The 23,383-nt window shown below is 36.9% G+C and carries 35 protein-coding genes, 8 tRNA genes and 2 pseudogenes; 41 read left to right on the forward strand and 4 right to left on the reverse strand.

All coding sequences use genetic code 11. The features are described from left to right. Positions 1 to 45: 45 nt before the first annotated feature. The 8 genes from JCM19055_RS11015 (at position 46) to JCM19055_RS11050 (ending at position 881) form a co-directional block, all read left to right on the forward strand. Positions 46 to 120, forward strand: a tRNA-Asn gene (locus JCM19055_RS11015). A gap of 3 nt (positions 121 to 123) precedes the next feature. Continuing rightward, positions 124 to 214, forward strand: a tRNA-Ser gene (locus tag JCM19055_RS11020). A gap of 27 nt (positions 215 to 241) precedes the next feature. Further along, positions 242 to 316 (forward strand) — tRNA-Glu (locus JCM19055_RS11025). A gap of 6 nt (positions 317 to 322) precedes the next feature. Next, positions 323 to 398, forward strand: a tRNA-Val gene (locus JCM19055_RS11030). Positions 399 to 465: 67 nt separating this feature from the next. Further along, positions 466 to 541 (forward strand) — tRNA-Asp (locus JCM19055_RS11035). A 39-nt stretch (positions 542 to 580) separates the two neighbouring features. Then, positions 581 to 654 (forward strand) — tRNA-Gln (locus tag JCM19055_RS11040). 38 nt (positions 655 to 692) lie between these two features. Then, positions 693 to 778 (forward strand) — tRNA-Leu (locus JCM19055_RS11045). A 15-nt stretch (positions 779 to 793) separates the two neighbouring features. Then, positions 794 to 881: transfer RNA gene (locus JCM19055_RS11050), tRNA-Leu, on the forward strand. An 89-nt stretch (positions 882 to 970) separates the two neighbouring features. Here JCM19055_RS11050 and JCM19055_RS29360 read toward each other — a convergent pair. From JCM19055_RS29360 to JCM19055_RS11065, 3 genes are all read right to left on the reverse strand, one after another. Then, positions 971 to 1,270: a tyrosine-type recombinase/integrase gene (locus tag JCM19055_RS29360; RefSeq protein WP_265182035.1), complete on the reverse strand. Its 300-nt coding sequence runs from the start codon at positions 1,268 to 1,270 to the stop codon at positions 971 to 973. Positions 1,271 to 1,295: 25 nt separating this feature from the next. Continuing rightward, positions 1,296 to 1,898: a tyrosine-type recombinase/integrase gene (locus JCM19055_RS29365; protein ID WP_265182036.1), complete on the reverse strand. Its 603-nt coding sequence runs from the start codon at positions 1,896 to 1,898 to the stop codon at positions 1,296 to 1,298. A gap of 795 nt (positions 1,899 to 2,693) precedes the next feature. Beyond that, positions 2,694 to 3,020, reverse strand: a complete 327-nt coding sequence (locus JCM19055_RS11065; RefSeq protein ID WP_265182037.1) for a helix-turn-helix domain-containing protein — start codon at positions 3,018 to 3,020, stop codon at positions 2,694 to 2,696. 302 nt (positions 3,021 to 3,322) lie between these two features. Between JCM19055_RS11065 and JCM19055_RS11070 the strand changes: the two genes are divergently transcribed. The 26 genes and pseudogenes from JCM19055_RS11070 (at position 3,323) to JCM19055_RS29380 (ending at position 18,937) form a co-directional block, all read left to right on the forward strand. Further along, positions 3,323 to 3,514, forward strand: a complete 192-nt coding sequence (locus tag JCM19055_RS11070) for a hypothetical protein (protein ID WP_042359761.1) — start codon at positions 3,323 to 3,325, stop codon at positions 3,512 to 3,514. 411 nt (positions 3,515 to 3,925) lie between these two features. Further along, a complete protein-coding gene (locus JCM19055_RS11075; RefSeq protein WP_042359762.1) occupies positions 3,926 to 4,330 on the forward strand; it encodes a DUF961 family protein in 405 nt (134 codons plus the stop codon). A gap of 260 nt (positions 4,331 to 4,590) precedes the next feature. Next, positions 4,591 to 5,772, forward strand: a complete 1,182-nt coding sequence (locus tag JCM19055_RS11080) for an FtsK/SpoIIIE domain-containing protein (RefSeq protein WP_305047340.1) — start codon at positions 4,591 to 4,593, stop codon at positions 5,770 to 5,772. Between the two features lie 11 nt (positions 5,773 to 5,783). After that, positions 5,784 to 6,032, forward strand: coding sequence for a hypothetical protein (locus tag JCM19055_RS30895; protein WP_305047341.1), 249 nt, complete (start codon positions 5,784 to 5,786; stop codon positions 6,030 to 6,032). An 85-nt stretch (positions 6,033 to 6,117) separates the two neighbouring features. Beyond that, positions 6,118 to 7,085: pseudogene (locus tag JCM19055_RS11085) on the forward strand (replication initiation factor domain-containing protein). 277 nt (positions 7,086 to 7,362) lie between these two features. Next, a complete protein-coding gene (locus tag JCM19055_RS11090; protein WP_042359763.1) occupies positions 7,363 to 7,647 on the forward strand; it encodes a hypothetical protein in 285 nt (94 codons plus the stop codon). Between the two features lie 165 nt (positions 7,648 to 7,812). Then, the gene (locus tag JCM19055_RS11100; protein ID WP_042359765.1) at positions 7,813 to 8,181 is read left to right on the forward strand and encodes a hypothetical protein; all 369 of its coding nucleotides are present in this window, start codon (positions 7,813 to 7,815) and stop codon (positions 8,179 to 8,181) included. After that, on the forward strand, positions 8,178 to 8,477 hold the full coding sequence (locus JCM19055_RS11105; RefSeq protein ID WP_042359766.1) for a hypothetical protein: 300 nt from the start codon (positions 8,178 to 8,180) through the stop codon (positions 8,475 to 8,477). Before JCM19055_RS11100 ends, JCM19055_RS11105 begins: the two co-directional genes overlap by 4 nt. A 9-nt stretch (positions 8,478 to 8,486) precedes the next feature. Continuing rightward, positions 8,487 to 8,771: a hypothetical protein gene (locus tag JCM19055_RS11110; RefSeq protein ID WP_042359767.1), complete on the forward strand. Its 285-nt coding sequence runs from the start codon at positions 8,487 to 8,489 to the stop codon at positions 8,769 to 8,771. Beyond that, on the forward strand, positions 8,761 to 9,546 hold the full coding sequence (locus JCM19055_RS11115; protein ID WP_042359768.1) for a conjugal transfer protein: 786 nt from the start codon (positions 8,761 to 8,763) through the stop codon (positions 9,544 to 9,546). Before JCM19055_RS11110 ends, JCM19055_RS11115 begins: the two co-directional genes overlap by 11 nt. A gap of 57 nt (positions 9,547 to 9,603) precedes the next feature. Further along, complete coding sequence (locus JCM19055_RS11120; RefSeq protein WP_042359769.1) at positions 9,604 to 9,792, forward strand: conjugal transfer protein; 189 nt, start codon at positions 9,604 to 9,606, stop codon at positions 9,790 to 9,792. A 15-nt stretch (positions 9,793 to 9,807) separates the two neighbouring features. Next, the gene (locus JCM19055_RS11125) at positions 9,808 to 10,059 is read left to right on the forward strand and encodes a hypothetical protein (protein WP_042359770.1); all 252 of its coding nucleotides are present in this window, start codon (positions 9,808 to 9,810) and stop codon (positions 10,057 to 10,059) included. A gap of 12 nt (positions 10,060 to 10,071) precedes the next feature. Further along, entirely contained in the window at positions 10,072 to 10,596 is a 525-nt protein-coding gene (locus tag JCM19055_RS11130) for a conjugal transfer protein (protein ID WP_042359771.1), read from the forward strand. 78 nt (positions 10,597 to 10,674) lie between these two features. After that, a complete protein-coding gene (locus JCM19055_RS30900) occupies positions 10,675 to 11,070 on the forward strand; it encodes a hypothetical protein (protein ID WP_305047342.1) in 396 nt (131 codons plus the stop codon). Next, complete coding sequence (locus tag JCM19055_RS30905) at positions 11,006 to 11,626, forward strand: hypothetical protein (RefSeq protein ID WP_305047343.1); 621 nt, start codon at positions 11,006 to 11,008, stop codon at positions 11,624 to 11,626. The genes JCM19055_RS30900 and JCM19055_RS30905 overlap by 65 nt, the downstream gene beginning before the upstream one ends. An 88-nt stretch (positions 11,627 to 11,714) precedes the next feature. After that, entirely contained in the window at positions 11,715 to 12,038 is a 324-nt protein-coding gene (locus JCM19055_RS30910; RefSeq protein ID WP_305047344.1) for an ATP-binding protein, read from the forward strand. Beyond that, positions 12,020 to 12,988 carry an ATP-binding protein gene (locus JCM19055_RS30915; protein ID WP_042359775.1) on the forward strand — a complete coding sequence of 323 codons (969 nt, stop codon included), beginning with the start codon at positions 12,020 to 12,022 and terminating at the stop codon, positions 12,986 to 12,988. The genes JCM19055_RS30910 and JCM19055_RS30915 overlap by 19 nt, the downstream gene beginning before the upstream one ends. 50 nt (positions 12,989 to 13,038) lie before the next feature. After that, positions 13,039 to 13,365, forward strand: a complete 327-nt coding sequence (locus JCM19055_RS11155) for an STIV orfB116 family protein (protein ID WP_042359776.1) — start codon at positions 13,039 to 13,041, stop codon at positions 13,363 to 13,365. A 129-nt stretch (positions 13,366 to 13,494) separates the two neighbouring features. Then, a complete protein-coding gene (locus tag JCM19055_RS11160) occupies positions 13,495 to 14,601 on the forward strand; it encodes a CD3337/EF1877 family mobilome membrane protein (RefSeq protein ID WP_052366227.1) in 1,107 nt (368 codons plus the stop codon). Next, on the forward strand, positions 14,579 to 15,517 hold the full coding sequence (locus JCM19055_RS23675) for a hypothetical protein (protein WP_265182038.1): 939 nt from the start codon (positions 14,579 to 14,581) through the stop codon (positions 15,515 to 15,517). The genes JCM19055_RS11160 and JCM19055_RS23675 overlap by 23 nt, the downstream gene beginning before the upstream one ends. Positions 15,518 to 15,570: 53 nt before the next feature. Next, positions 15,571 to 15,810, forward strand: a complete 240-nt coding sequence (locus tag JCM19055_RS23680; RefSeq protein WP_052366229.1) for a hypothetical protein — start codon at positions 15,571 to 15,573, stop codon at positions 15,808 to 15,810. Positions 15,811 to 15,812: 2 nt separating this feature from the next. After that, positions 15,813 to 16,602, forward strand: a pseudogene (locus JCM19055_RS29370) (lysozyme family protein). An 11-nt stretch (positions 16,603 to 16,613) separates the two neighbouring features. Then, a complete protein-coding gene (locus JCM19055_RS11170) occupies positions 16,614 to 17,117 on the forward strand; it encodes a hypothetical protein (RefSeq protein WP_042359777.1) in 504 nt (167 codons plus the stop codon). 87 nt (positions 17,118 to 17,204) lie between these two features. Next, complete coding sequence (locus JCM19055_RS11175) at positions 17,205 to 17,564, forward strand: hypothetical protein (RefSeq protein WP_042359778.1); 360 nt, start codon at positions 17,205 to 17,207, stop codon at positions 17,562 to 17,564. Between the two features lie 106 nt (positions 17,565 to 17,670). Next, entirely contained in the window at positions 17,671 to 18,453 is a 783-nt protein-coding gene (locus JCM19055_RS29375) for a hypothetical protein (RefSeq protein ID WP_265182039.1), read from the forward strand. Between the two features lie 52 nt (positions 18,454 to 18,505). Then, positions 18,506 to 18,937 carry a DNA adenine methylase gene (locus JCM19055_RS29380; protein WP_265182040.1) on the forward strand — a complete coding sequence of 144 codons (432 nt, stop codon included), beginning with the start codon at positions 18,506 to 18,508 and terminating at the stop codon, positions 18,935 to 18,937. Positions 18,938 to 18,980: 43 nt separating this feature from the next. On the opposite strand, the gene JCM19055_RS11185 is transcribed toward JCM19055_RS29380, so the two are convergent. Continuing rightward, the gene (locus JCM19055_RS11185; RefSeq protein ID WP_042359779.1) at positions 18,981 to 19,571 is read right to left on the reverse strand and encodes a BglII/BstYI family type II restriction endonuclease; all 591 of its coding nucleotides are present in this window, start codon (positions 19,569 to 19,571) and stop codon (positions 18,981 to 18,983) included. Between the two features lie 202 nt (positions 19,572 to 19,773). Here JCM19055_RS11185 and JCM19055_RS23695 point away from each other — a divergent pair, with 202 nt between their 5' ends. The 7 genes from JCM19055_RS23695 to JCM19055_RS11210 are packed head-to-tail and all read left to right on the forward strand — an operon-like array spanning position 19,774 to position 23,299. Next, the gene (locus tag JCM19055_RS23695; RefSeq protein ID WP_052366232.1) at positions 19,774 to 20,490 is read left to right on the forward strand and encodes an AAA family ATPase; all 717 of its coding nucleotides are present in this window, start codon (positions 19,774 to 19,776) and stop codon (positions 20,488 to 20,490) included. Then, positions 20,477 to 20,965: an ATP-dependent endonuclease gene (locus JCM19055_RS23700; RefSeq protein ID WP_052366233.1), complete on the forward strand. Its 489-nt coding sequence runs from the start codon at positions 20,477 to 20,479 to the stop codon at positions 20,963 to 20,965. The genes JCM19055_RS23695 and JCM19055_RS23700 overlap by 14 nt, the downstream gene beginning before the upstream one ends. A gap of 37 nt (positions 20,966 to 21,002) precedes the next feature. After that, positions 21,003 to 21,590: a TOPRIM nucleotidyl transferase/hydrolase domain-containing protein gene (locus tag JCM19055_RS23705; RefSeq protein WP_370543089.1), complete on the forward strand. Its 588-nt coding sequence runs from the start codon at positions 21,003 to 21,005 to the stop codon at positions 21,588 to 21,590. Next, positions 21,583 to 21,906, forward strand: a complete 324-nt coding sequence (locus JCM19055_RS31640; protein WP_042359780.1) for a UvrD-helicase domain-containing protein — start codon at positions 21,583 to 21,585, stop codon at positions 21,904 to 21,906. Before JCM19055_RS23705 ends, JCM19055_RS31640 begins: the two co-directional genes overlap by 8 nt. Further along, positions 21,861 to 22,151: a hypothetical protein gene (locus tag JCM19055_RS11200; protein WP_042359781.1), complete on the forward strand. Its 291-nt coding sequence runs from the start codon at positions 21,861 to 21,863 to the stop codon at positions 22,149 to 22,151. Before JCM19055_RS31640 ends, JCM19055_RS11200 begins: the two co-directional genes overlap by 46 nt. A gap of 34 nt (positions 22,152 to 22,185) precedes the next feature. Beyond that, the gene (locus JCM19055_RS11205; RefSeq protein WP_370543090.1) at positions 22,186 to 22,671 is read left to right on the forward strand and encodes a UvrD-helicase domain-containing protein; all 486 of its coding nucleotides are present in this window, start codon (positions 22,186 to 22,188) and stop codon (positions 22,669 to 22,671) included. Beyond that, the gene (locus JCM19055_RS11210) at positions 22,646 to 23,299 is read left to right on the forward strand and encodes a 3'-5' exonuclease (protein ID WP_042359783.1); all 654 of its coding nucleotides are present in this window, start codon (positions 22,646 to 22,648) and stop codon (positions 23,297 to 23,299) included. Before JCM19055_RS11205 ends, JCM19055_RS11210 begins: the two co-directional genes overlap by 26 nt. The last annotated feature ends 84 nt before the right edge of the window (positions 23,300 to 23,383 follow it).

The raw sequence follows: 23,383 nt of genomic DNA on the forward strand, positions 1-23,383 counted from the left end.
GATATTACTTGCCTGTTACGAAATGAACGGACAAGCAAACAACATTCCACAGTAGCTCAGTGGTAGAGCAACCGGCTGTTAACCGGTAGGTCGCTGGTTCGAATCCTGCCTGTGGAGCCATTCGGAGAAGTACTCAAGCGGCTGAAGAGGCGCCCCTGCTAAGGGTGTAGGTCGCGAAAGCGGCGCGAGGGTTCAAATCCCTCCTTCTCCGCCATTGAAACTTTGTGAATTAGACAAGCATGGCCCGTTGGTCAAGGGGTTAAGACACCGCCCTTTCACGGCGGTAACGCGGGTTCGAATCCCGCACGGGTCACCATTTATCGGAGGGTTAGCTCAGCTGGGAGAGCATCTGCCTTACAAGCAGGGGGTCGGCGGTTCGATCCCGTCACCCTCCACCATTTTCACTTTAACGAGTGAATAGGAACACTGCATTTGCAGAAGTTAATAGAGAGAATTTTTATAAGTGGGCCTGTGGTGTAGCGGTTAACATGCCTGCCTGTCACGCAGGAGATCGCGGGTTCGATTCCCGTCAGGCCCGCCATTTATAGAAAATCCAATCCTTGTAAACATAATGGAATAGTGGCCATAGCCAAGCGGTAAGGCATCGGATTTTGATTCCGTGATGCGCTGGTTCGAATCCAGCTGGCCCAGCCATTTTAATTACAGTTTGCCTAAGTAACATTTACACACATGCGGGTGTGGCGGAATTGGCAGACGCGCTAGACTTAGGATCTAGTGTCCTTGTGACGTGGGGGTTCAAGTCCCTCCACCCGCACCATATTTATACCAAGACGCGGTTGTGGCGGAATGGCAGACGCGCTAGGTTGAGGGCCTAGTGGGAGTTAAATCCCGTGGTGGTTCAAGTCCACTCAACCGCACCATATAAAACCTCAGTAATACCAACGCTTTTAGCGAATTTGGTATTTTTTTGTGCGCTCATTTCCGATAAGGAAATGGGCGTTTTTAGTGATCAAATGTCCACAAAATGACCAATTGCTAAAAAAAGGTCGTCTAGACGGTCGGCTGTTTCTCGTTGTTTGTTCGGAAATAGGTGACCGTATACATCAATTGTTGTTTTGATTGAAGCGTGTCCTAAGCGTTCTTTTATTGTGGTGTGGTCTTCTCTTTGGTTAATTAATAAAGCTACATGTGAGTGCCTTAAATCGTGTAGGCGTATAGGTTCTACATCTCCACGATTGCAAATGGTACGTATACGTCGGCTGAAAATGTCCTTGGTTGGAGCTTTTTCTCTGTACTGAAAGATATACACGTTGTCGGAGTGCTGTATTTTTAGCTTAGAAAAAAAGGTCTTTTTGCTTTTCTTTCCATTCATCAAGTAATTTTATGAGTTTTTTTTGTTGATGCTGATACGTCTTATGGCGTTTTTTTGTTTTGGGACGTGTAATGATGATCTCTTTATTTAAATAAGTGAGTGACTTGTAGACATCAACTTCTGACTTGTATTTGTCGATGTCCACCCAAGTTAAGGCGAGCATTTCTCCACAACGCATTCCTGTTAGATATGCAAACGTGTAGAAAGTTTTGAACAAGAATTCTTTTTCATCGATAAAGGATATAAAATCCTTAAATTGGTCTGGTGTCCAAAATTTCATTTTCTTTTTGTCGATGCTTAAATTTTTGATGGTGCTACATGGATTAGATAAGATTACTTGTTCCTCGACAGCTTTTTCAAAAATGCCACTAAGAATAATCATTATGTTATTGATGGATTTATGATTTAAACCTGAGAGTATTAGCGTCTGTTGATAGTCGCGAATGTCGTTAGGTTTGACCTTCTGAAAGTTGCAGTTTTTAAAGTACTCGCTAATGTGTTTGTGAACCGTGTATTCTTGAATCTTATAATAGTTTGGTTTGCTGTGAATTCTACATTCTTCCATGTACAGAGCAATTATTGTTGCAAAGGTGATTTTGTGATTGCTAATGGCTTTTTTTGCAATGTAGGTCTGTGTTTGCTTAGCGTCATATTCTTCTGCTTCTTTCTTTGTATCAAAAATTTTTCTTACTCTACGTCGTTTTCCTGTGATCGGATCAAATGATGCGCTAACATCGGAAAGATAACGTCCGTCTTCTAATTTTTTTAACTGTCATTTTATGCCTCCTAGAACATATGTTCGATTTAAAGGTATGAAAAAAATAACCTTGCTATTTGGAACACCATTCATTTTAATCAGAATGGAATGAATTGGCAAGTTAAAGAAATTTGAGGTTTCTTCTATTGTAAGACTTTTAATCGTATTTAAATCAGTAAAAAGCATTTCATCAGTTAGAAGAAGTTCTGAAGCAAAAACATTGGATTTTTCATCGTTTAATCTGTCAAAAAGAACAGAATGGTCTGGGTTAAAATTAAAGAAGAAATAACCCAATATATAAGCAATATAGTAGTCTTTGTAATTTGCTTTAGGATTAATGTGGATTAATGGTATTGCATTGTAATAATGAAGAAACCCTGTGGCCTGTCCGAGATCGTTTTTTTTAAAATTTTAATGTGAAGATAATCGCATAGTTCGTAAACGTTATTTGTTTGATAGTGGTTTATGATCATCTGTACTTCCTCTTTGATCGCTTCATTGGTAAAGATAATACCACTCCTTGAAACAAGTTTTTGTGCTAGAAAATATGTTTTTTTGCTATTATATATGAAAATTCTGTGTTGTTGTATTCTTTTTACGGTATTAGTTTTCACTACGTTTCATTTCATCAATAAATTTCATTCCGTTTTTTATTGCTTTTTTAACAAGTTTTATTGTTTCCTCATCTAAGTTACCTTGATCTATATAAATGTTTGAATCGTTCTCGCTAATTATTTCTTGAATTACTTCACCGAATGCTGTATCTAATTTTGTTTGTTTCTCATAACCGTTTTTGCTGGGATAATCGGTCAACCCTAAGAGAAAGTCAGTAGAAACATCGTACAATTCACTAAGGGATCTTAGCATTTTTGTATCTGGGTCCCTAGCGTCTCGCTCATAAGAAGAGAGGACATTATTTGAGATATCCAATTTTTTTAGCGGCCTCTATTTGGGTGTAGCTTTTGCGCATCCGTGCCAAGCGAAGTCTTTCCCCCAAAGTCATCTTTAAGGTCATTAGTCATCACCTATTCTACGTAACGTTAAATTTTATAATTATTTTATCATTTAAAGTGAGAAACATCTCAATTTTGGTCAATAAGATTATTTTTATACAAAATCACACTATTAGTTAAATTAATACACTTAAAGTTAAAAGTAGCTGTTGACTTTAACTTTAAGTTCACTTAAAATGAGAATATACACAGAGAGATAAACATTAGGAGGTGATATGCATGTTGTATGAGTTTTTAACACCTGATGATATCCAGAAGATTCTTAAAGTAAAACAGGCAAAAGCATATGAAATTATCAGGATATTGAATGCCGAAATGAAACAAGATGGGTATATGGTTATTCCTGGTAAAGTGAATAAAGAAAAATTTGAAGAACGTTACATTTATAAACGCACTGTAGAAGTAAGTTAATTCGCTAAATGTATTACTTTAAGGTGGTGATTCATGGAAGCCAAATGTTCGAGTATTACGTGAAGGGTGAATGGTCTTTGAAAATTATATATAGAAAGAAAGCGCACCTGACAATTAAGCCAGACACGCCATATAAAACTTAGGAACTTTTATTATAGCGTACTTTGCTTAAATTGTCACATGGCGTGAGTATTAAGTGTACACAGCTAAGCACTTTTGAAAATGCTGTAGCAGGTAAGAATATGCGTGCTAATGGTTATAAACATAACCTACTAGGTTGCGATGATCAATAGAATGGGAGCGACTGATAAGCGCCAGGACGGATTGGATTCCCGAGCGGTCTATACTTTAAAAAAATGAAAATTGACCAGAAATTATAAATAGCTTTAACTAAAAGGAGACGTAAAATAAATGAAATTTAAAAGTGGAATTAAACCAGATGCAGCGATTACTTTTGGAAATTTAATTTTTATGGGGCTTGATCGTGAAAAGATGTACTTTGATCGTGACAAAGGAGAGCGTACAAATATATTAGAATCACGTATTTATAACCTTGGTTCTTCTGCACAAAAAGAACAAATTGAAGTGACATTACCTGATTATGTCGATCTCAAAGAAATTGATTTTCAACAACCTGTCGAGTTGAAAAATCCAATCATTAAAGCTCGCGCACAGTCAAATGGGAACTTTGCGAATGTCGTGTGGACATTAGAGGCCGAAGATATTATAGAAGTCGGTCAAGGCTCTTCAATCGGGAAGAAAACGGATGCGGTCAAAGACAAAGAGCCAGTGGGTACGGGTGCTGATAAAAAGTAAAAGAATGGAAGCGTGCTAGTTACCGAAACAACTGGCACGCTTTTTATATTTGGGGTGAGCAAATGGATCATTCAGCTGACGTGCTTAGCTGGATTGAAGAGAATTTCTTTGTAAGTGAAATAGAAATTGAGAATTACCCACTTTTTCCGTATGGAAAGTTAATAAGAGATGCGAACGGTGATACCATGATTGTTTTTTTGGGATATTTTATCAGGGCAAGTTGATTATAGGTTCCCTTGATCGGTAGGTGATGCAAAACGATGGAGTTCATAAAGCGCCGTCTATGGAAGTATCGAGGACATCGCATAAAGCCAAGTATGCAATATGCGATCTTGCAAGCAGGGTTAGCCATATTCTTCCCTGTGTTTTTAGCTACACTTGCCTTTTATTACAGAGAAGGCATGGTTAATTTAAATGAATGGTTTCAGTGGGAAACGTTACGTAGCATTAGTGAATGGAATTGGCCGTTATTAGGAAAAGGGTTTGGTATAGCGTTAGTAACTGGGCTTGTTGCTGTAGCGACGGCTTATTTTTGTTTTTATGAAAATTTCAAGCGTATTTGGCACAAACAAAAGATCGCACGAATGTTTATTTCAAATCGCTTTATTGAAAAGGAGAATGTAACCACTGAATCGGTTTGGAATCCGAATGATAAAAAGGTGACGAAAACAAAAGTCACTTATTTTCCACGTGCGTATTATCAAGTGAAAAAGGGTTATATTTTTGTCAGAATTGCCATGGATATGAGCCGATTTCAAAAACGTTTTTTGGAACTTGGGGAAGAATTAGAGAATGGGTTGTATTGTGATTTAGTTGAACGGGAAATCGAAGAAAACTTTGTTTGCTTTAAGTTTCTCTATGACGTGCAAAAGAACCGTATTCCCATTGATGATGTAAAAGTTGAAAAGGGATCAATGAAGTTAATGAAACATGTCGAATGGAAGTTTGATTCATTACCTCACATGCTCATTGCGGGTGGTACGGGTGGAGGTAAAACGTATTTTATCCTAACAATGATTGATGCATTGCTAAAGTCGGGTGCTGACGTGCGAATCTTAGATCCGAAAAATTCTGACCTTGCTGATTTAGAAACGGTGATGCCAGAAGGTACTGTCTTTTCGAAAAGTACAGGTATCATGATGACCCTGCGTAAATCAGTGGAAGCGATGTTACAACGATCAGAGGACATGAAGAAAATGCCCAATTATCGAACAGGTGGGAACTATGCGGATGTAGGGTTACCACCTGTTTTTCTTGTCTTTGATGAGTACGTGGCTTTTATGGAAATGTTGAAGCGAGAAGACCAAATGAAAGCCTTGGAGTACATGAAACAACTGGTGATGCTAGGTCGGCAAATGGGTTACTTTCTCATCTTAGCTGCCCAACGTCCAGATGCGAAGTATCTGCTGATGGTATACGAGATCAATTTAATTTTCGAGTAGCATTAGGGAAAATGTCTGAATCGGGTTATGGCATGATGTTTGGCGATACTGATAAGTCATTTATCTTTAAGAATATTAAAGGTCGGGGCTATGCAGACACAGGACATTCTGTGATCTCGGAGTTTTACACGCCTCTTGTACCCAAAGGATATGACTTCTTGCAGGAAATCGAGCGCACGGTGTCGGGAGTGCAGGGAGCGCAGGCGACGGCAGTCGCCAGCGGCAGCGTAGCGACCGAAACGGGAGAGTGGGAGGAGTGAGCGAAGCGAATGACGACCCAACAAGAACCCCCCTAGCTAACAGGGGGTAGTAATCGAAAAAGATACTGAAAACCCTTTAACAGCCATGGTTGACTATTTACGAGTATCATTCAAAACCCATGATGTTAATTTAATCTTGGAAACGTTGTTCATTTGCAAAAAGATTATATGCAGGAGTTGGAATCAGGCTTCTACGGCTACATTGGCACGTTCCAACTTGATTTTATAAAAGTTTATTACTCGAAACCTGGCGATAATCGAGGCATACTCGTTGAAATGTCAGGGAAAGGGTGCAGGCAGTTTGAAACGTTTTTGAAATGGCGTAAGAAAACATGGTTCGACTTCTTTCAAGACTGTATGAATCACGGTGGTAAATTTAGTCGCTTTGACTTAGCGATTGATGACCGGAAAACGTATTTTGCTGTTCCCATGTTGCTTGAAAAAGTGAAGAAAGGCGAAGCCATTTCACGGTTCAGAAAATCAGATTTTAACGGATCATTGGATATTGCTGATGGTACGAACGGTGGAACAACCCTTTACTTTGGTTCCAAGAAATCAGAAGCGTATCTTTGCTTTTACGAAAAAAACTATGAACAATCGGAAAAGCTGAATGTACCATTAGAAGAATTTGGCGACTGGAATCGATATGAACTAAGGCTTAAAAACGATCGAGCGCAAATGGCTGTTCAATCCTTAATTGAAACAAAAGACTTGTTGAGCATTGCCATGCAGATCATCAATAATTATCTTCGCTTTGTAGATATGAATGATAAAGTTTCTAGGGAGCAATGGAAAACGAGTGAGTTTTGGTTAACCTTTATTGGTGATGTCGGTCGTTTGAGTTTATTCATGAAGCCAGAAGATGACTTTTATGAAAAGTCCAGAAAATGGTTACAAAATTCATGTGCGCCAACGATGAAAATGGTTTTAGAAGCTGATCATACCCTTGGAACACAAGATTTGTCTGATATGGTTGTCAATGCAGAGATGTCGTCAAAACAAGAAAAGATGCTCGATGTTCTTCTTGCAGATGTGGGGGATATGGTTTGTTAGCCATTGGATACCTTAAAACGAAATTTATAAGCTGTGAGTACGGTATCTGTCAACTATAAATGTCTGACCGAAGGGAATTTATGCGTTGACAGATTCTCGGAATTTCACCCTCTTGGCATTGAAGAAAAATACTTTTTTTTCTTCTTGCTACCGGCGAGGGAGCCCCCGATTGAAATCGGGGGTTGGGGGTTAAAAAAAATTGCGGTCAAGCTAGCTTAGCTTGCAGGTTTGGACAGCGTCCAAAGTTTTATAATTCAAATGAGGAAGGTGATTTGGAATGGCGGGGATCATTCTTAACAAAAATCAGTTGGAGGAAGACTTACGAAGAAGGGGCTTGACTAGTCATGTCGATTCTGTTTATGAGCAAGCGTTAGAGATGGGTTCAGGTTGTGAAGATGGTGAGGGTTTTCCTGTTGTTGTTAAAGAGCCTTATGAAAGTCATGATGCGAATCATGGCTTTTATTTTACGGTTTCTATAATGGAAGATTTCTCTGAAGATCATGAGGGGCAGCTAAAGTTCATTTCATATGATTTCTATCATTATGAAGATGGTTGGAAGTGAGGGGGTGGTTATTGTGAAAGAGGTTAGGATTTGGGGCAATGCCATGTATAAAGACTTGGATCGACGCGGGCTGATGAACTATATCGACCAGGTGAAAGAAATAGACCGAGGTAGGGGCATATACGGAAGAAGGGGAACAGTTCTTTGTAGAAATTCCAGGATGTGATGGAAACCGGGTTCATCACTTTTGTTTTGTGGTTTGGTCGAACGAGGATAGAGACGAAGATTCAGACTATTCCATTCAATGGATTAAGTATATGTTTTATCATGATGGAAGGTGATGGTTTGAAAACGTCGAGTAAGGTTTGTATAGATATTTATGATGGCCTGGAATGTGCTTTGGATCGTTTGATGATTGAAAGTCATGTAGAAGGTGATTGGACCCGTCATAGTGAAAATCTATTCGTGAGTACAAAAGAGGCATTAAGGTGTATCCATCTTCATTCTGACGAGGTGTTTGGTGGACTACAGGTGAAAGTGGAGGTTGTGGAGGAACAACTGCAAAAGAATAAAAAAAGGAGAGTGTTTTCATGAACCATGTAGAAGTTCTCAATCGCCCGTATCTTGAAAATGAGTTGGATCGTTATGGAATTTTGGATATTGCAGAAATGATCATTGAACGCGTGAAAGAAGAAGTCAGGAATTTAGCTTCCAATGTGTATGAACAATTTGCCATCGATGCTCGTGTTCTTGTTGGAAACGTCTATAAAACCATTACGGCAAGGTTCACGATGCTTGAAAATGAAGAACCGCCAGAGGACGGAGAACCCTCCAATACTGAAATTAAATATGTTGAATTTCTTTCACTAGACCAAACGGATAAGGGCTAGTGTTTTTTTATGCTTACCCTAGATCAGCGTTTTAAACGGTTAGGTTTTAATGTAGGCATATCTTATCAAGTATTCATCAAAGATTTATCAGGAAGCACTTCGCTCGTTGTTGAAGGAGCTAGAATAACGGGTTATCCCACGTATCGATATTCATTTTACAAAGTGACTTATTTACCCGATGGGGCAAAAGCGAGAGAAAAAATCTATGTAGAAAACGAATCTGCGTCTAGGGTGTTACGACGAGTAACATCCTTTTTAGATTTTATGGAAAGGAGTGAAGCGAGTGGCGAATGATAAAGGAAAACAGAGTTTGAAGAATCGTATACGTGAACGAACAAAGCGAATTAAAGTTCCGAGAAGAGAAAAGGGTTTTATCAAAAAAGATCACTCAAAGCGAGTAGCTACGGCTGTCTGGACGCTTTTAGCGAGTATTTTATTGATTTCAGTTTTAACCATCTTACTGAGTGTGAATACCCGTTCTGTTTTGAATGAAACGAATGCTCATGTTTATTTCGAAGATGAAACCGATCAACAAGAAGAACTATCCATTCCGAGTGCTGAACAATTTTTATCAAGGTTTATTTCACACTACGTGAATGTGGAAAATTCAAGTGAAGCACTGGAAGAAAGAAAAACTGAATTGAAAAGTTTCATGATTCAGTCCGAGGAATTTATGAGGGATAACCATGAGCTTTATCAAATGCCCGGTATTGAAGGGGAACGAATGTTAGATGACTATTCTCTTTTCGATGTGAAAGAGGAAGAAGAATATACGCTTTTTCAATATCGTGTACAGTTCACGAATCGCATAGATGCAGATGAGACTGATACTGATGAAGATAAAGAAGATGAGGAAGAAGCGACAACGGAGGAATCAAGCCAACGATTATTGTTGAATATTCCACTCGTCACGGATGGTGAAGTTTTTGCGGTGGCTGCCACACCTTATTTTACGGGTGAGTATTCGTTGAAAGGTTCCATAGAACCAAATGAACCTGAAGAACATGTAGAAGAGTATACAGGTGCGGAACAAGAAGCCATTCAAGCCTTTCTGGTGAACTTTTTTTGAACGGTATGCTTCAGAAGAAAAAGAAGAACTGACGTATATGATGAGGGAACCGAGGGTTTGAACGGGGCATTTGTATTTGATGAATTGCTGAATGTAGAGATTTCGGAAATGGAGTCAGGATTTAACGTTGAAGTTGATGTTCGTTTTCGTGAGGAACTGACAAAGATTCCGCATGTCAATGCAATGGAAATGAAAATCGAAAATAATGAAGGCAATTATTTTGTAGAAGAACTGAATTATGAGTAAAGGGGATGAGTATTTATGAATTGGTTGAACACGGTCATCATAGGCAGCGCAAATTTGCCAACACTTGACGGTGTCGAAAGTTGGGGGCTTACTGTTGTCGTTCAAGTCATTACCTTGATTGTTTTATTCCTCATCACAAAGCATTTAGCACGTTTCAAAATTGGTGGGATTATTGCAACCTGCGTGATTGGTGGCGTAGTGGCTTACGTTGTTCAGAACTGGGATCAAGTAAGCTCATGGGTTGAAGCCATCATTGACACGTTTTAAGGAGGGGAGCAAGTGAGAACCGTCTTTAATTACCGGAAAGCCCTTCGTGAACCTAAAAAGATTCAGCAATTAACGGAAAATTATAGTTTGCCGTTTCCCGTTGAGTTAATCCCGGTGATTAACTTTTTTATTTTCTTGGGAATGACCTTTATGATCGGATATGTCATTCGCAGGGGCTTTCCCCATGCGTTTGATCATACTTGGTTTGTGTTTTTGGTAGGAATTCCGTTATTACTCACCTATTTCGTGACGAAAATAAAAATTGAAGGCAAAAACATCTACTTGTATTTTATCGATGTGGCAAAATATTATGTGACCATTAAACTCCCTAAAAAGCGCTACTGCAATGATCGAGAAGTCGAATGGATGAAGGACTCGACAATCAAATTTAGAAAATGTGTAAAGGTGGTGGATCAATCGAATGAGCACCTTAAAAACGCCAATGAAGACGATGAAGGGGAATTTACTATTAACGAGAACGGGCGACGTGTGGGCGTATTACCGCATCAAGAGTCAGTCCATTCCCATGCAAAATAAAAAAAGTTGTGGAAGGCTATAAACGAAATTGGAAACGTTTTTTTTGAAGAACTGACCCAATACAAAGATTTTCATTTGATGATGTATCCACAAGAATACCGGTTAGAGGAACGGTTTGAAGATTTAGGATACGATGTTGCCACAGATAGTGAACAAATGGCGGATTATTATTTAGAAGAGACGGTACAAATTCTAAACGGCCGTCTAGGTAAAGTAACGAAAAATGATTTCATTTTAGGTATGAGGTTGAAAACAGAAAGTGTGAAAGTCGATGCAGAACTAAAAGAGAATGTATTTTCCATGTTTTCAACCGCAACCGATACAATCATCAACCTATTGGGGTGGGAACAAGATGTTTCCGCCTCTTTTTTTTCAGCAATATCAAGAGGCAGAGGATCAGGCGGCAAGTGTGGTTGCAAGCGTAAACGGAATGAGGTTAAGAGAAGAAGAATTGATCTATGTGAATCGATATAATTTCCTTCGAGGATTAGATCATCAAGTCGGTGAGGAAATTGAGAATGCGTCCGTCAATGCCATTACAAACACATTAATTGATCCAACTTCGCCTTCTGTTTTAAAAGTGAACAGTGATCAAGACCAAGGCTATCTATCCTTTGTCGTGATTGATGAATTTCAGCACAACATGGCAGAAAGTGAATTATTTTATGAAGCGCAATCGTTGCCTTTTCCAGTAGAGGTCGAAATGAAGGTGCAGGCTGAGGGAAAATCAAAAACGAAAATGGATTTAAACTTGAAACATCAGCAATTAAAAGAATCATCAAATGAGCAAAATAAAACGGGAGATCGCACCGATTCATCGGTCAGTGCCAGTCAACATTTAGTGCGACATTTGCAAGATGAAATCAAGAAAGATGATGTCAGTATGATGAACTGGCTTTCCGTCATCATTGTGACTGGAGAAGATAAAAACCAGTGCATGCACCGAGCGAAGGTCGTCACCCGACACATGAAACAGGCAGGGATTACGTGCAGAATACCTTTAGCTGATCAATTGCAACTTTTTTTATAAGTTTCTACCTGGCGAAAAGTTAGATGTAACCAATCGCAATTGGCTGCAGAAGACGACACAAGATGGATTGGCCGAAGGGTTGTTTGGCGTGAATGCAGATGTAGGTTCTAAGGTCGGTTTCTTCATCGGGTGGATTGATCGCTTCAATAAACACCAAGATTTAGAATCAGCGATTGCTTCAAGTCGTGACCCTGTTTTATTTCATCCCTTTTTGGCGAATCAACAGGTGAAGGGTTCAAAAACAAGATCACCGCATGTATTAATTACGGGGGATACTGGAAATGGAAAATCGTATTTAGCCAAGCTATTGTTCATCTACATCAGCATGTTAGATGTAAAGTGTTTGTATATTGACCCGAAAAAAAAGAACTCAGAAAATGGATCAATAAAGTTATGCGTGATCCGTTGGTGAAAAAGGATTTTCCTCTGTATATACAGCATTTAGAGAAATTCCATTTTATCACGTTGGATTCAGAGGATAAGAAGAATTGGGGTTCACTTGATCCAATTGTGTTTTTACCGCCAATGCAAGCCAAAGAAATGGTTCAAGTGGTCTTCTCACAAGTCTATGATTTTCGTGGGAAGGATGATGTTCATACGGCGTTTCTACGAGCGATAACAACCGTTCTGGAACAACGAGAAAAGGGGAAACAGATCGGCTCAATGAACATTATCCAATTAATGCAGGAAGATGATGAACCATCCGTCCAAAAGGCGGGTGATTTTTTGTATGAAGTTGTCGCAGACAGCATTTTAAAGCTGTGTATTCATGATGGTTCAAATGAATCCTTATCATTGGATAAGCGAATTAATATCATTGAAATTGAAAATTTGGATTTGCCAGAAGCGACAGATCCGATTGAAAGCTATACAAACTCTCAATTGAAATCGAGTGCGGTCATGTTTGCCTTAGGGAAGTTTTGTGAACTCTTTGGCAGCAGCGATAAAGAAGAGCGAACGGCGGAATTTATTGACGAAGCTTGGGTTATCACGTCCAGTCAACAGGGGCGAAAAGTGGAAAAACAAATGCGACGAGTAGGGCGGAGTTACAATAATGCATTGTTCTTTATTTCTCAAAGTACGAAGGATGCGATTAGAGAGGAAGAGTCCGGTAACTTTGGTGTTGCATTTGCTTTCGATGAACCGACAGAAAGAAAAGACGTTCTAAAATGGGTGAATATGGAGCCAAGTGCGGAAAACGAAGAGATGTTAGAAGGGATGTTCCAAGGTCAATGTTTGTTTAAGGACTACTATGGAAGAACAGCAAAAATCAGTATTGAATGCCTTTTTGATGAATGGTACGGAGCATTAGAAACGATAGAAAGAACAGAAGTTGCCTATGCAGAAGAAAAATATTTGTAAAGAGCCGTCTTTTATAGATGGCTCTTTTCGGTGTAAGAAAGGAGTATTTGATGACGATTGCCATATTAAATTCACTAGTCATTACAAACCCAGGCTTCTACAAAGCGGAGCGTATCACGGTATTAGAAGCGAGAAAGTTGATGTTTGAAAATGAAGCGAACTATGAAAGTTTTGTGGGTCATGAATCATCAGCAAGAGTATTAGAGGGTTTACTTGGCTTCCCGATCCCTGTTAATCGTATACGGTTTAGACAAGAAAAGTTTCAACGAGCAATTTGTTTTAAGCTCTATGATCGCTACCAAGAATATCGGACCTTGACAGAGAATGAACTCCAGAAAGTAAGGTATGACTTTTATTTATTAACCCGAATGGATTAGAGAGGGGTGAAAATGTGGGATGGAAGAAAAGAACTGTCTGTATTTTAGCAGTTGCATTCCTTTTATTCTCAACAGCTGGTACAGCATTAGCCTTTTTTTGGAAGCACTGACTCTGACCCTGAAGACCATATGGTTGAGCCTAATATTGAAGAACAAGGAGGTGTAGAGTTACAAGTTAAACGGTACCCTGTTTCACGATATATGGCAAATAATGAGGATGCAGATGGAATGATCAAAGGGGCGTTTGTTGGCATGAACAATGTTATCTTTTCGGTTTCTGGATACATTGTTCTTGTTGTTGATACGGCCATGGATAGGCTCTATTCATTGCAGCCCATAGATGAATTCTCCGATACCTTGACCAGTATCTCAACAACGATCTATGACACGTTGAGAGAACACTTTGGGCAGATGTTGTTCATCTTTGCGTGTGGGTACATTCTATACCTTACAATGGTTCAAGGAACGATCAAAGAAGCGATGAGGCGTTCAGTCTTGTTTCTCATGGTGTTGATATTTGGTGGCTACTGGATGTTGAATGCAGGTTTCTTTATGCAGTCATTAAATGCTTTATCTGTAGAAGCACAAGGATATTTGTTAGATGCAGGCAATGGATTAGTCAGTATGGCCGATGGAGAAGGGATCTATGCAGATACAGAATTGATCGATGAAGATAATAAACTTGAAGGTACAATTGCGGTAATGAGAAATGTGTATTTTGACTTAGCTCTAAAAAGACCCTATTTGCTTGTGAATTACGGAGAAACGAATGAAGAGGCTGTCAATGATCATGATCCAGGGGAAGGATTACCAGGTGGAGATCATTATAATAGGGTTGATCGATTGCTTGCTTTTGATCTCACGAATGACGGACAGGAACATCGATTAAGAGCAGTGAGAGATGAAGTTGAAGACTATAATAATGAGAATATGGGTGGCGGTAATGTATTTAGCCAGTTTGGCCAAGCATTAATTTCATTTGTCGGCTCGTTATTTTTAGGTATCCCATTTCTTCTATTATCACTCTTTAACTTTCTACTGCAATTAGTTGCACTGGCTCTTGCATTTTTTTATCCCCTTTGCGTTCATCCTTTCCTACATTCCACAGTTTGCGCAAAGTGGTTTTGTGGCATTAGGAAAGTTACTAAGTGTTTTTGTGATAAAGGCAATGCTGGGGATTTTGATCCTTTTTGTTTATGTACTCACATTTATTGTGGATGCAATGCTACCTCCTGATTCATTGGGAATGTATTTATTAAACCTCGTGGTGCTCATAGGTGTTTTGATTTTTATGATTTGGAAAAGAGATTCAATTGTTAAATTAATGACGGCAGGAAGAGTTCAATCGTTGGATGGGAACATGATGAATAATGTCAAAAATTCAATGGTGAATCCTGCGATGAATGCGGCTAAGAGTGGAATAGGGATGATGAATCCTGCTTTGTATGCGGCGATGAATAAAGTGGGGGGACTACGAGAATCAGCGTCGGCAGAAGGACAAAATGCACTTCAAGAAGGAAGTAGTGGTAATGCTCATGAGAAGGAACAGCGGACAGCACAAACGAACAATCATGAAACTCCAAAAAGTGCTAGTACTGCGAACAAGAACACTATTGAGAGGACGCCGCAGGATAAAAGCCAGCATGAAAATGAAAAAGAAAGTAAGGTGAAAGAACAAAATATTTCTAGAGGGGATGGAGATTTTAATCCAGTAAGTAAAAGAAAAGAAGAGCACTCACTTCCCAAGGATGAAACGAATACTCATCCAGTTAGACATACTCAAAACGTGAGTGAGAATGAAACGAGTGACCAGAATAGTCACCTGCGATTGGTTGAAAAAGAAGATTCATCGTCATCAGTACGTGGAGGGGATAAAAGAAACCGGGGAATTGAACGTACACTTCAGAGTGACGGGAAAGGTTCAGATTTGGAGCCATCTGTCAGGTCTGGGGATAAACAAGAGTATGGTGATGACAATCGTGGTTCTCGGGTCGAAAGAAGTCAATTGAAAAACCACTCGTCAAATGATAAGAGCTCAAGAAAGGTTAAAAATGTAGAAACAAGTTCTCATCAGAAGTTAAAAGACGACGCAGAAAGGAAGACAGAAAAAGAAATTCAAACAATAGATAAAGATAAAAATCGTCATGCGTAAGGAGTGCCTTTGATTTAGGCATTCCTTTTTGTTTGTTTAGAGGGGAGGAAGCAATGAAAAAGCTTGGTTGCTTAATGTTGATCCTGGCGATTCCGATATTAATTCTTTCTATGTTAATGGTGGGCGTAATTATGGTGGCGACAAGCGATAACGATACAATGGCAAATGATTCAGACAGTGAGTTTGCGGATATTGATGGGGAATATCGTTTTAATGCTATGAACGAAGAGGTTGAACGTTTTCGCCATATTTTGAAAGGTATGCAAAGGAAAATGGTATTGAAGACCATGTAGAAATATTAATGGGGATGACAATGCAGGAAAGTGGTGGACGGTTAGCAGATGTTATGCAGTCCTCGGAGTCTTTAGGTTTGCCACGCAATACCATTACTAATCCCGAGGAATCGATTAAGCAAGGGGTTTCTTACTTTGCGGACGTTTTAGAACTAGCAGGTGGAGATACAGAATTAGCACTACAAGCTATAACATGGGTCACGGCTTTATTGATTACGCTCATGAAAATAATGGTGGGAATTATAGTCAGGAATTGGCTTATGAATTTGGTGAAATGATGGCGTCCCGATTGGGATGGAAAAATTATGGAGATGAAAATTACGTTGATAATGTCATGCGCTACCTGGATAAAAATGAAGAAACAGAGTATACAAGGGGGAATGGGGAATGGTCGTTACCCCTTGAAAATATTCGAATAACCAGTGAGTTTGGGCCAAGGACACACCCTGTTACAGGAGAAGTGAACCGATTTCATGGAGGGCTGGATTTTGGGTGCACGCCTGCAGATGATATTTTGAGTGTTGCAGATGGTAAAGTGGTCGAAGCGATTCATAGCAATGTTGGCTATGGAAACTATGTAACGGTGCAACATGGAAACGATGAATATAGTCGTTATGCTCATTTATCATCATTGGCGTTTCGCAAGGTGATTTAATATCTCAAGGTGATTCATTAGGTAAATGTGGAACAACAGGTTCGAGTACAGGTAATCATCTTCATTTGGAACACATTACTGATTTGGGGCAGCCACCAGAAGCTAAAACTGACCCAAGGGAAACGTTAGGTTTATAGGAGAGGATTTTATGAAGAAAATGTTTGTCGTGTTAGGTGTAGCCGTTGCTATGATTATCTTTTTATTAATACAAAACTCACATTTGAAAAATGAATCTCAGTCGTTTGAAGAGAAACTAACAGATGTAGTGGATTCAAATGAGACCTTGCATATTGAATCTGGAGAAAATGCTAAACAATTTATTAATCACTATTTTACGTATCAAAAGAAGCCGAATCGAGAAGAAGTTGAACCTTATGCAACCAGCCAAACATTAGATCAATTGCAGTTTGAAGAATCAGAGGGTATTGAGGAAGAATATGATGATGACCTTGAATCCGTGCAATCAGATGTTTCAAATCTGCATATTTATTATGGTCAATCTATAGATGATCGACAAGAAGTGGTTGCCATGTTTGAAAATGAGATCGAGGTGAATGGGATAAGTAGCTCCGCCATATCAATTATGCAATTGGACATGGTGCAAAATGAGGGGGTGTGGAAAGTTGATAACTTCACGTTCCATCAATATTAATGGCATGTTACGATTAAGAAAATACGGAAAATTGCCATATGAACACTGTGAGGAAAGTTTATTTAAATAGAGGAAGGGGATGAGAGGATGAAAGGGTTTCTGAGGTTAATTTTTGTAGTGCCCTTTTTATTAATTGTAGTTGGTTGTGGTGAAAATGTAAGCGGAAGTGAATATGATGAGCTTCTTGATGCAGTAGCTGAATATCACTACGATAGTTATTCTGGAGCAAATTTTGAAGGTGACCCAAGAGAAAATGCTGATTTAACTGTTTGGGAAAACGGACGTTATGTACGAATTGGTTTTTTTAGTGAAGAGGATGGAAGTTTAATGTACAAAACTTATTATGAAATCGTTGAAGATAATATTGATAGAATGGATGGGTACGGCGAGAATGCTGTGATGTCTATGGAACCTGAATATCAAGAGCGAATGGGAAATGAATTATGATGTTATAGAAAAGCGTCTATTATGGCGCTTTTTTTGTGCGAAAAATTTGCTTGGTATACGGTAATCCAGGAATAACAAATTAATTCAATGAAATAATTTTTGTGCAGTGGTACAATTTAAAGGGAAAGTGGTGATTAAAATTACTGAGGTCAAAATTTATAATCAAACAGAGGAATTACATGTTCATAATAAATCAGCTATATTACATCCAATGGCAGAGATACCACATATAATTAAATACATGGGTTCAAAAAGATCAATAGTTGATTACGTGGTAGAGGGTATTAATGATGTCTATACGGGTGGCCAAATAGTAGATTTGTTCTCAGGATCTGCAGTTCTATCTGGTGCTTTGAGAGGGCAAGTTCCTATTTTATCAAATGATATACAAAGGTATTCTAGTGTATTATCCAATACCTATTTAAGGAGTTATGATTGGAGTTCATATGAAACTATTCGTAATGAAATAGTAGAGAAGGCTTATGGTAAAGTGAATAAAATACATAATGCCTTTCCAGAATTGAACTATATATATGAAAAAGAGATGGCATTAGAACAATTTAATAAAGTTGAGAAAGAGCAACAAGAGCTTATAAACTATGATTTTAGTTTTGATGAATATCATTTATTTAAAAAGTATTATTCTGGCACTTATTGGAGTTATGAACAATGCGTTTGGATTGATGCTATCAGAGAAATAGCAGATGATTATAAGAACTATAATATTTACTATCCTATCCTCTCGAGTTTGATGTTTGCCATGTCCTACAACTCACAAAGTACTGGTCATTATGCTCAATTTAGAGATGCAAGTAATGAAAGTTCAATGAAAGATATAATGATTTATAGAAACAAGGATATTCTATCTTATTTTTTTAAAGAAGTTTGATGAATTTCGTAACACATTAACTCAGCACTGTCAGGATACACAAGTAACATCATTGGATTATATAGATTGCTTAGACATTATGAAGGAAAATTCAACCGTTTATGCTGATCCACCGTATTGTTTTGTTCATTATTCTAGGTTTTATCATGCAATTGAAACACTGGTACGATATGATTATCCAGATGTTAAATATAAAGGGCGTTATAGAAGTGATCGTCATCAGTCACCTTTTTGTATTAGAACAAAAGTTGAATCTGCATTTATAGAGTTATTCAAAAGAGTTAATAAGAAAAATGCCAATTTGGTATTAAGTTATAGTAACACAGGTATGATTGAACTGGATGAATTAATAAAATTGGCAAAGAATAATTTTGATAAAGACTACAAAATTGAGGTGCGCATTCAGGATTATATGCATAGTACCATGGGTCGTAAAGAAGACAAAAGTAGAAAAGTACAAGAAGCTCTTATATTAATAAATTGATAATCACACGGCACATTTTGTATATGCCGTGTGATTTATGTATTCAAATATCCTCTACATACAAACTATCTTTTATCCCGAAAGCTAAGATCGGACATCCACCCCCACCACCACCTTGAACTCTTGGTACAAGTTTATCCATATGGGTTGTAGAAGAACCGTATGAGTTTTTTTTACCAAGTTTATTAAAAATATCTTGAAGATGAGTCGCTCTTGTAATTATTATTCCTACACTAATTGCACGCAGTTCATGTAATAAACGAAAGTTGTTTAAGTCGCGATCGAAGAAAGGGTCTTTATTGTTCCATTCAATTTCTAACGCGATACCATTCTTAAAACAATCAATTTTATGAGTTGGGGAATCTAATGAAACCGTATCAATGATAATAGAAGTTTCAAAAGACTTTTCTATCCAACCACGCTCATAAAGGTAAGTATCAATATTTGCAGAAATAGGTGATTTTCTTCCACCAGCTGTTAAGATGTCACTCTTTAATAATCTAAAACTTGTTAATAAAGAGGTAAGGTTTTCAAATTCATTTGGGAAATCGCTTTGTAAGATAGCACATGCATGTCTCCATTCATGTACTTCATAGTTCTCATTAATAAAATCAGGTAATAGTGATGTTGACATTTTATTTCCTCCAAAATCATTGTTATTGTAAATTCTTGAATAAATTATTTCTTTATCTAGTGTATTACACCTGGTAAAATAATACTATGACTACATGGTGCACAAGAGATAGTATTTATATAATTATCGTAAACATACTAGTTTTCAAAATATAATAGCGAGATTTATCGTGAAATTTTATAAATCTAAATGGAGGAATGTTATGAAACTGTCTAAAATTTTTCTGAGAAATTATCGGAACTTTTCTCAAACCGAGATTAATTTTAATGGAAAATCATTAATAATTGGAGCAAATGATGTCGGGAAAACTAATTTAATTGATGCAATCAGGTTATTGTTAGATAAAAGCTTTTCCGAGAATGATTTGGAGCCTGTTGACGAAGATTTTTGTGCTTTAAGAAAAAGTAATTCATTTGAGGTGATACTGTTATTTAATGAAATAGCTGAAGATTGTATATGGGCTATACTTGGAGAGTATATTAATGATGAAACTAATGAACTTTATTTAGGTTATTTTGCAGAGCGTGATGTAGAAGGTGGAACGAAGAAATATCGGTTAAAAAGTGGTCCGTCTATTGAAGAGTTAAAAGAATTAAAAGGAAGGCACTATCTTAAGGTATTAAATTTAAGATATGTAGGTGCTAGTCGGAATATAGATAATTATTTAAGAAGTCAAAAGAATAAGTTACTAGAAAGTTTTAAAAGCCAGAGAAATGAGGAACAAATTTTACAAGATAATAACTATATGGCAAAAGTTAAGGCTTTGATGTCAGATGTTCAAAGTGAAATTGATAGTCTATCGTATATTAAATCAGGGGGAGAAAGTTTAAACACAGAATTAAGTAAGTTGGCAGAACATCACATGCTACAAGAAGTCAAACTTGGTGTTGACATTCCTAAGAGTAATGATTTTTTTTAAAAAAGTTCAGCTGTTATCTTATATTAATGAACAATCAATACAATTGGGAGGGGAGGGGAGAAAAAACCAAGCCTTTATTGCACTATGGTCCGCCTTAAATGAATTGCAAAAGTTTGATGGGGAAGTTGATGAGGTATCAATATTATGTATAGAAGAACCAGAAGCCCATTTACATCCACATCAACAAAGAAAACTCTCAGAATACTTAGCAGCACATTTAAATTCCCAGGTGTTATTGACGTCTCATTCTCCGTATATTGCTTCAGAATTTAATCCATTATCTATAATAAGATTGTATACATCAGAAAATAAATCAACTGTCGCTGCAAGTGGAGGGGTATCAAGAGAAATTGGAAATAAAGTTACTAATTTGGAGTTCCGATTAAACGTAATTTCAGCAGAGGTTTATTTCAGTGATTGTGTACTATTAGTTGAAGGCTCTTCAGAGGTAATTTTTTTACAAAGCATTAGCTAAGAAGCTAAATATTGACCTGGACAAGTTAAATATAAATATTCTTTCGGTGGAAGGTGTAGGTTTCAAGCGATATATTGAACTATTTGAGGTTTTAGATATTCCTTGGTTTGTAAGAACTGATAATGATTATGTAAAAAATACTAGAAAGAAAAAAACACCTAAAGAAGTATACAGATTAGCTGGTATTCAAAGAGGAATTGATATTTCACTACTTAGAAAAGATTTAAACCCATCCTTATCTATAGAAAAACTAGAAAAAGTTATTCAAGAATCAGAGGGTCAGATAAAAGAACTTTTGGAGCCAAAGGAATCGCATAGAAGTGAAATGTACTCAAAATTTTATAAGGAGTTAAGGAATAACAACATCTTTTTGGCAAAAATAGGCCTAGAAGAGGACCTGTTATCATCTTCGGAAGAAATTAATCAGGAGATTAGAAAATATTTTAATCAATTAGATGATGAATATGATAATGAGGATGTGCTTCAGTCTATGCAAAAGAATAAGTCAACATTTATGTTTCATTTTGTTCAAAATCATTTAGATAGTTTATCGAATATTACCGATGAATTAGCGGAACCTTTGCATCAATGTAAAAAAATAATTGAGGAACTACGACATGTTTAATCCTTCTAAACAGCAAAAGGATATTCTTAATTGTAATGATAACTGTGTTGTTATAGCCGGTCCTGGAAGCGGGAAAACAACAACAATCGCTCATAAAATCCATTCAGTTATAGAAGATTTACGCTGGTTTGAAGGTGTCTCAGCTATTTCTTATACAAATAAAGCAAGTAATGAACTTAAGGAGAAAACCTTAGATCTTTGTTCAAATTTAAAAAAACTCGTCTTTTGGTACAATAGATTCATTTTATATAAGCAATATTATTATCCCTTTTGGCAAACGTTTTTTTTGGAGTTCCGAATAATCAAATCACAGTAGAGAAGTTTGAAGATGAATTTTATCATGATTATATCGAGAAAATTGTTGCAGACGTTGACAAAGTTCTAGAGAATTCCAAGGATGTTACTATTGAAGAGTTAGAAGAAAACAATACCAGGCCAATTTACGAAATAGATGATGGCTACTTTCATTTTATGGCAGAAAAATTTAGGGAAGGAAAATTTGATTTAAGATTAGTTGGGGGAATAGCAAATATTATTTTTTTTAAGTTCAAAAGCCTGTAGAAATTATTTTAAATCTCGATTTAAATATTTATTTATAGATGAATTTCAAGATTCAAGTAAACATCAGTATTACCTATTTTTGCGTATCTCAGAAATAAATATTATATGTTGGGCTATTGGAGATGTGCAACAATCAATTTTTAGATTTGCAAATAAGAGTTCTAAATATTTAATAGACCTTTTATCTATCAAGAAATTCAAACAGTATACAATGAATATAAATTATCGGTGTCATGCATCTATTGATTTATATGGTAGAAAGTTATTAGGTTATGATGTAGAACCAATAAAGGATAGCAGAATTTACAAAATTGGTATTGATGGAAATGAAACCGATATTGGCCTTTGGTTTGAAAGAAATATAAAACAAATGATAAGTAATTTTGGAGTAAATAAAAATTCAGAGATAGGTATTCTGTCTAAGAAAGATTTAACTTTAGAGCTATTTTTAGAAAAAGTAAATTTGCCACATAAAATATTCAAAAAAAACGATTTTGGACGATCACCAATCACTTTGTAGTCGGTTTTTATCAAAATTATTATTTTTAACTTTCGATGCTGAACAAACAGTTTATAATTTTGTAAATGAATATTATGATAGGGAATATTCTAGTCATCAAAGGATAATTAAGGTTATTACGAATTTAATTAAACAATTCACAATAGAATTGAAGGACTATACAAATGGTATATTAAAAGATATTGATTCTATAATTAATTTATTTAAAGAAATTTTATCTTACGTTTATCCTAATATGAAAAACGACCTTACTGTAGAAAACTTAATATATTTATTAGAAGATAAGGATAGATTAAATTCTTTCATACCAGCTAAAGATAATGAAATTCAACTTATGAATTTATATAAAGCCAAAGGATTAGAATTTGAGGTTGTTATCCATTTAGATTTATATCAGTATATTTTACCTGAATACGAATGGATAATTAATAATGATATGGAAAGTTATAAGGATACTTTAAACCTTCATTATGTAGGGGTAACTAGAGCTAAAAAGGCAATATTCTTAATGAGCAGTACCAAAAGATATCAAGTCAAAAATGACCGTTTTATAAAAGCTCAGAAATCGGAATTTTTAAGTGGAGATATGGAACCTTTTCAAACTAAATGGAATGGACAATCTAACTAGGTGCTGCTTAATGTGAAAAGTTTGGCATCAATGCTTCCTCACAGTTGATCCCAAATTTAGTGAAAGGATATTACCGTTAAAGCT

Origin of the sequence: Geomicrobium sp. JCM 19055, assembly GCF_000698185.1 — a bacterium.
Classification (GTDB): Bacteria; Bacillota; Bacilli; order Bacillales; family Marinococcaceae; genus Geomicrobium_A; species Geomicrobium_A sediminis.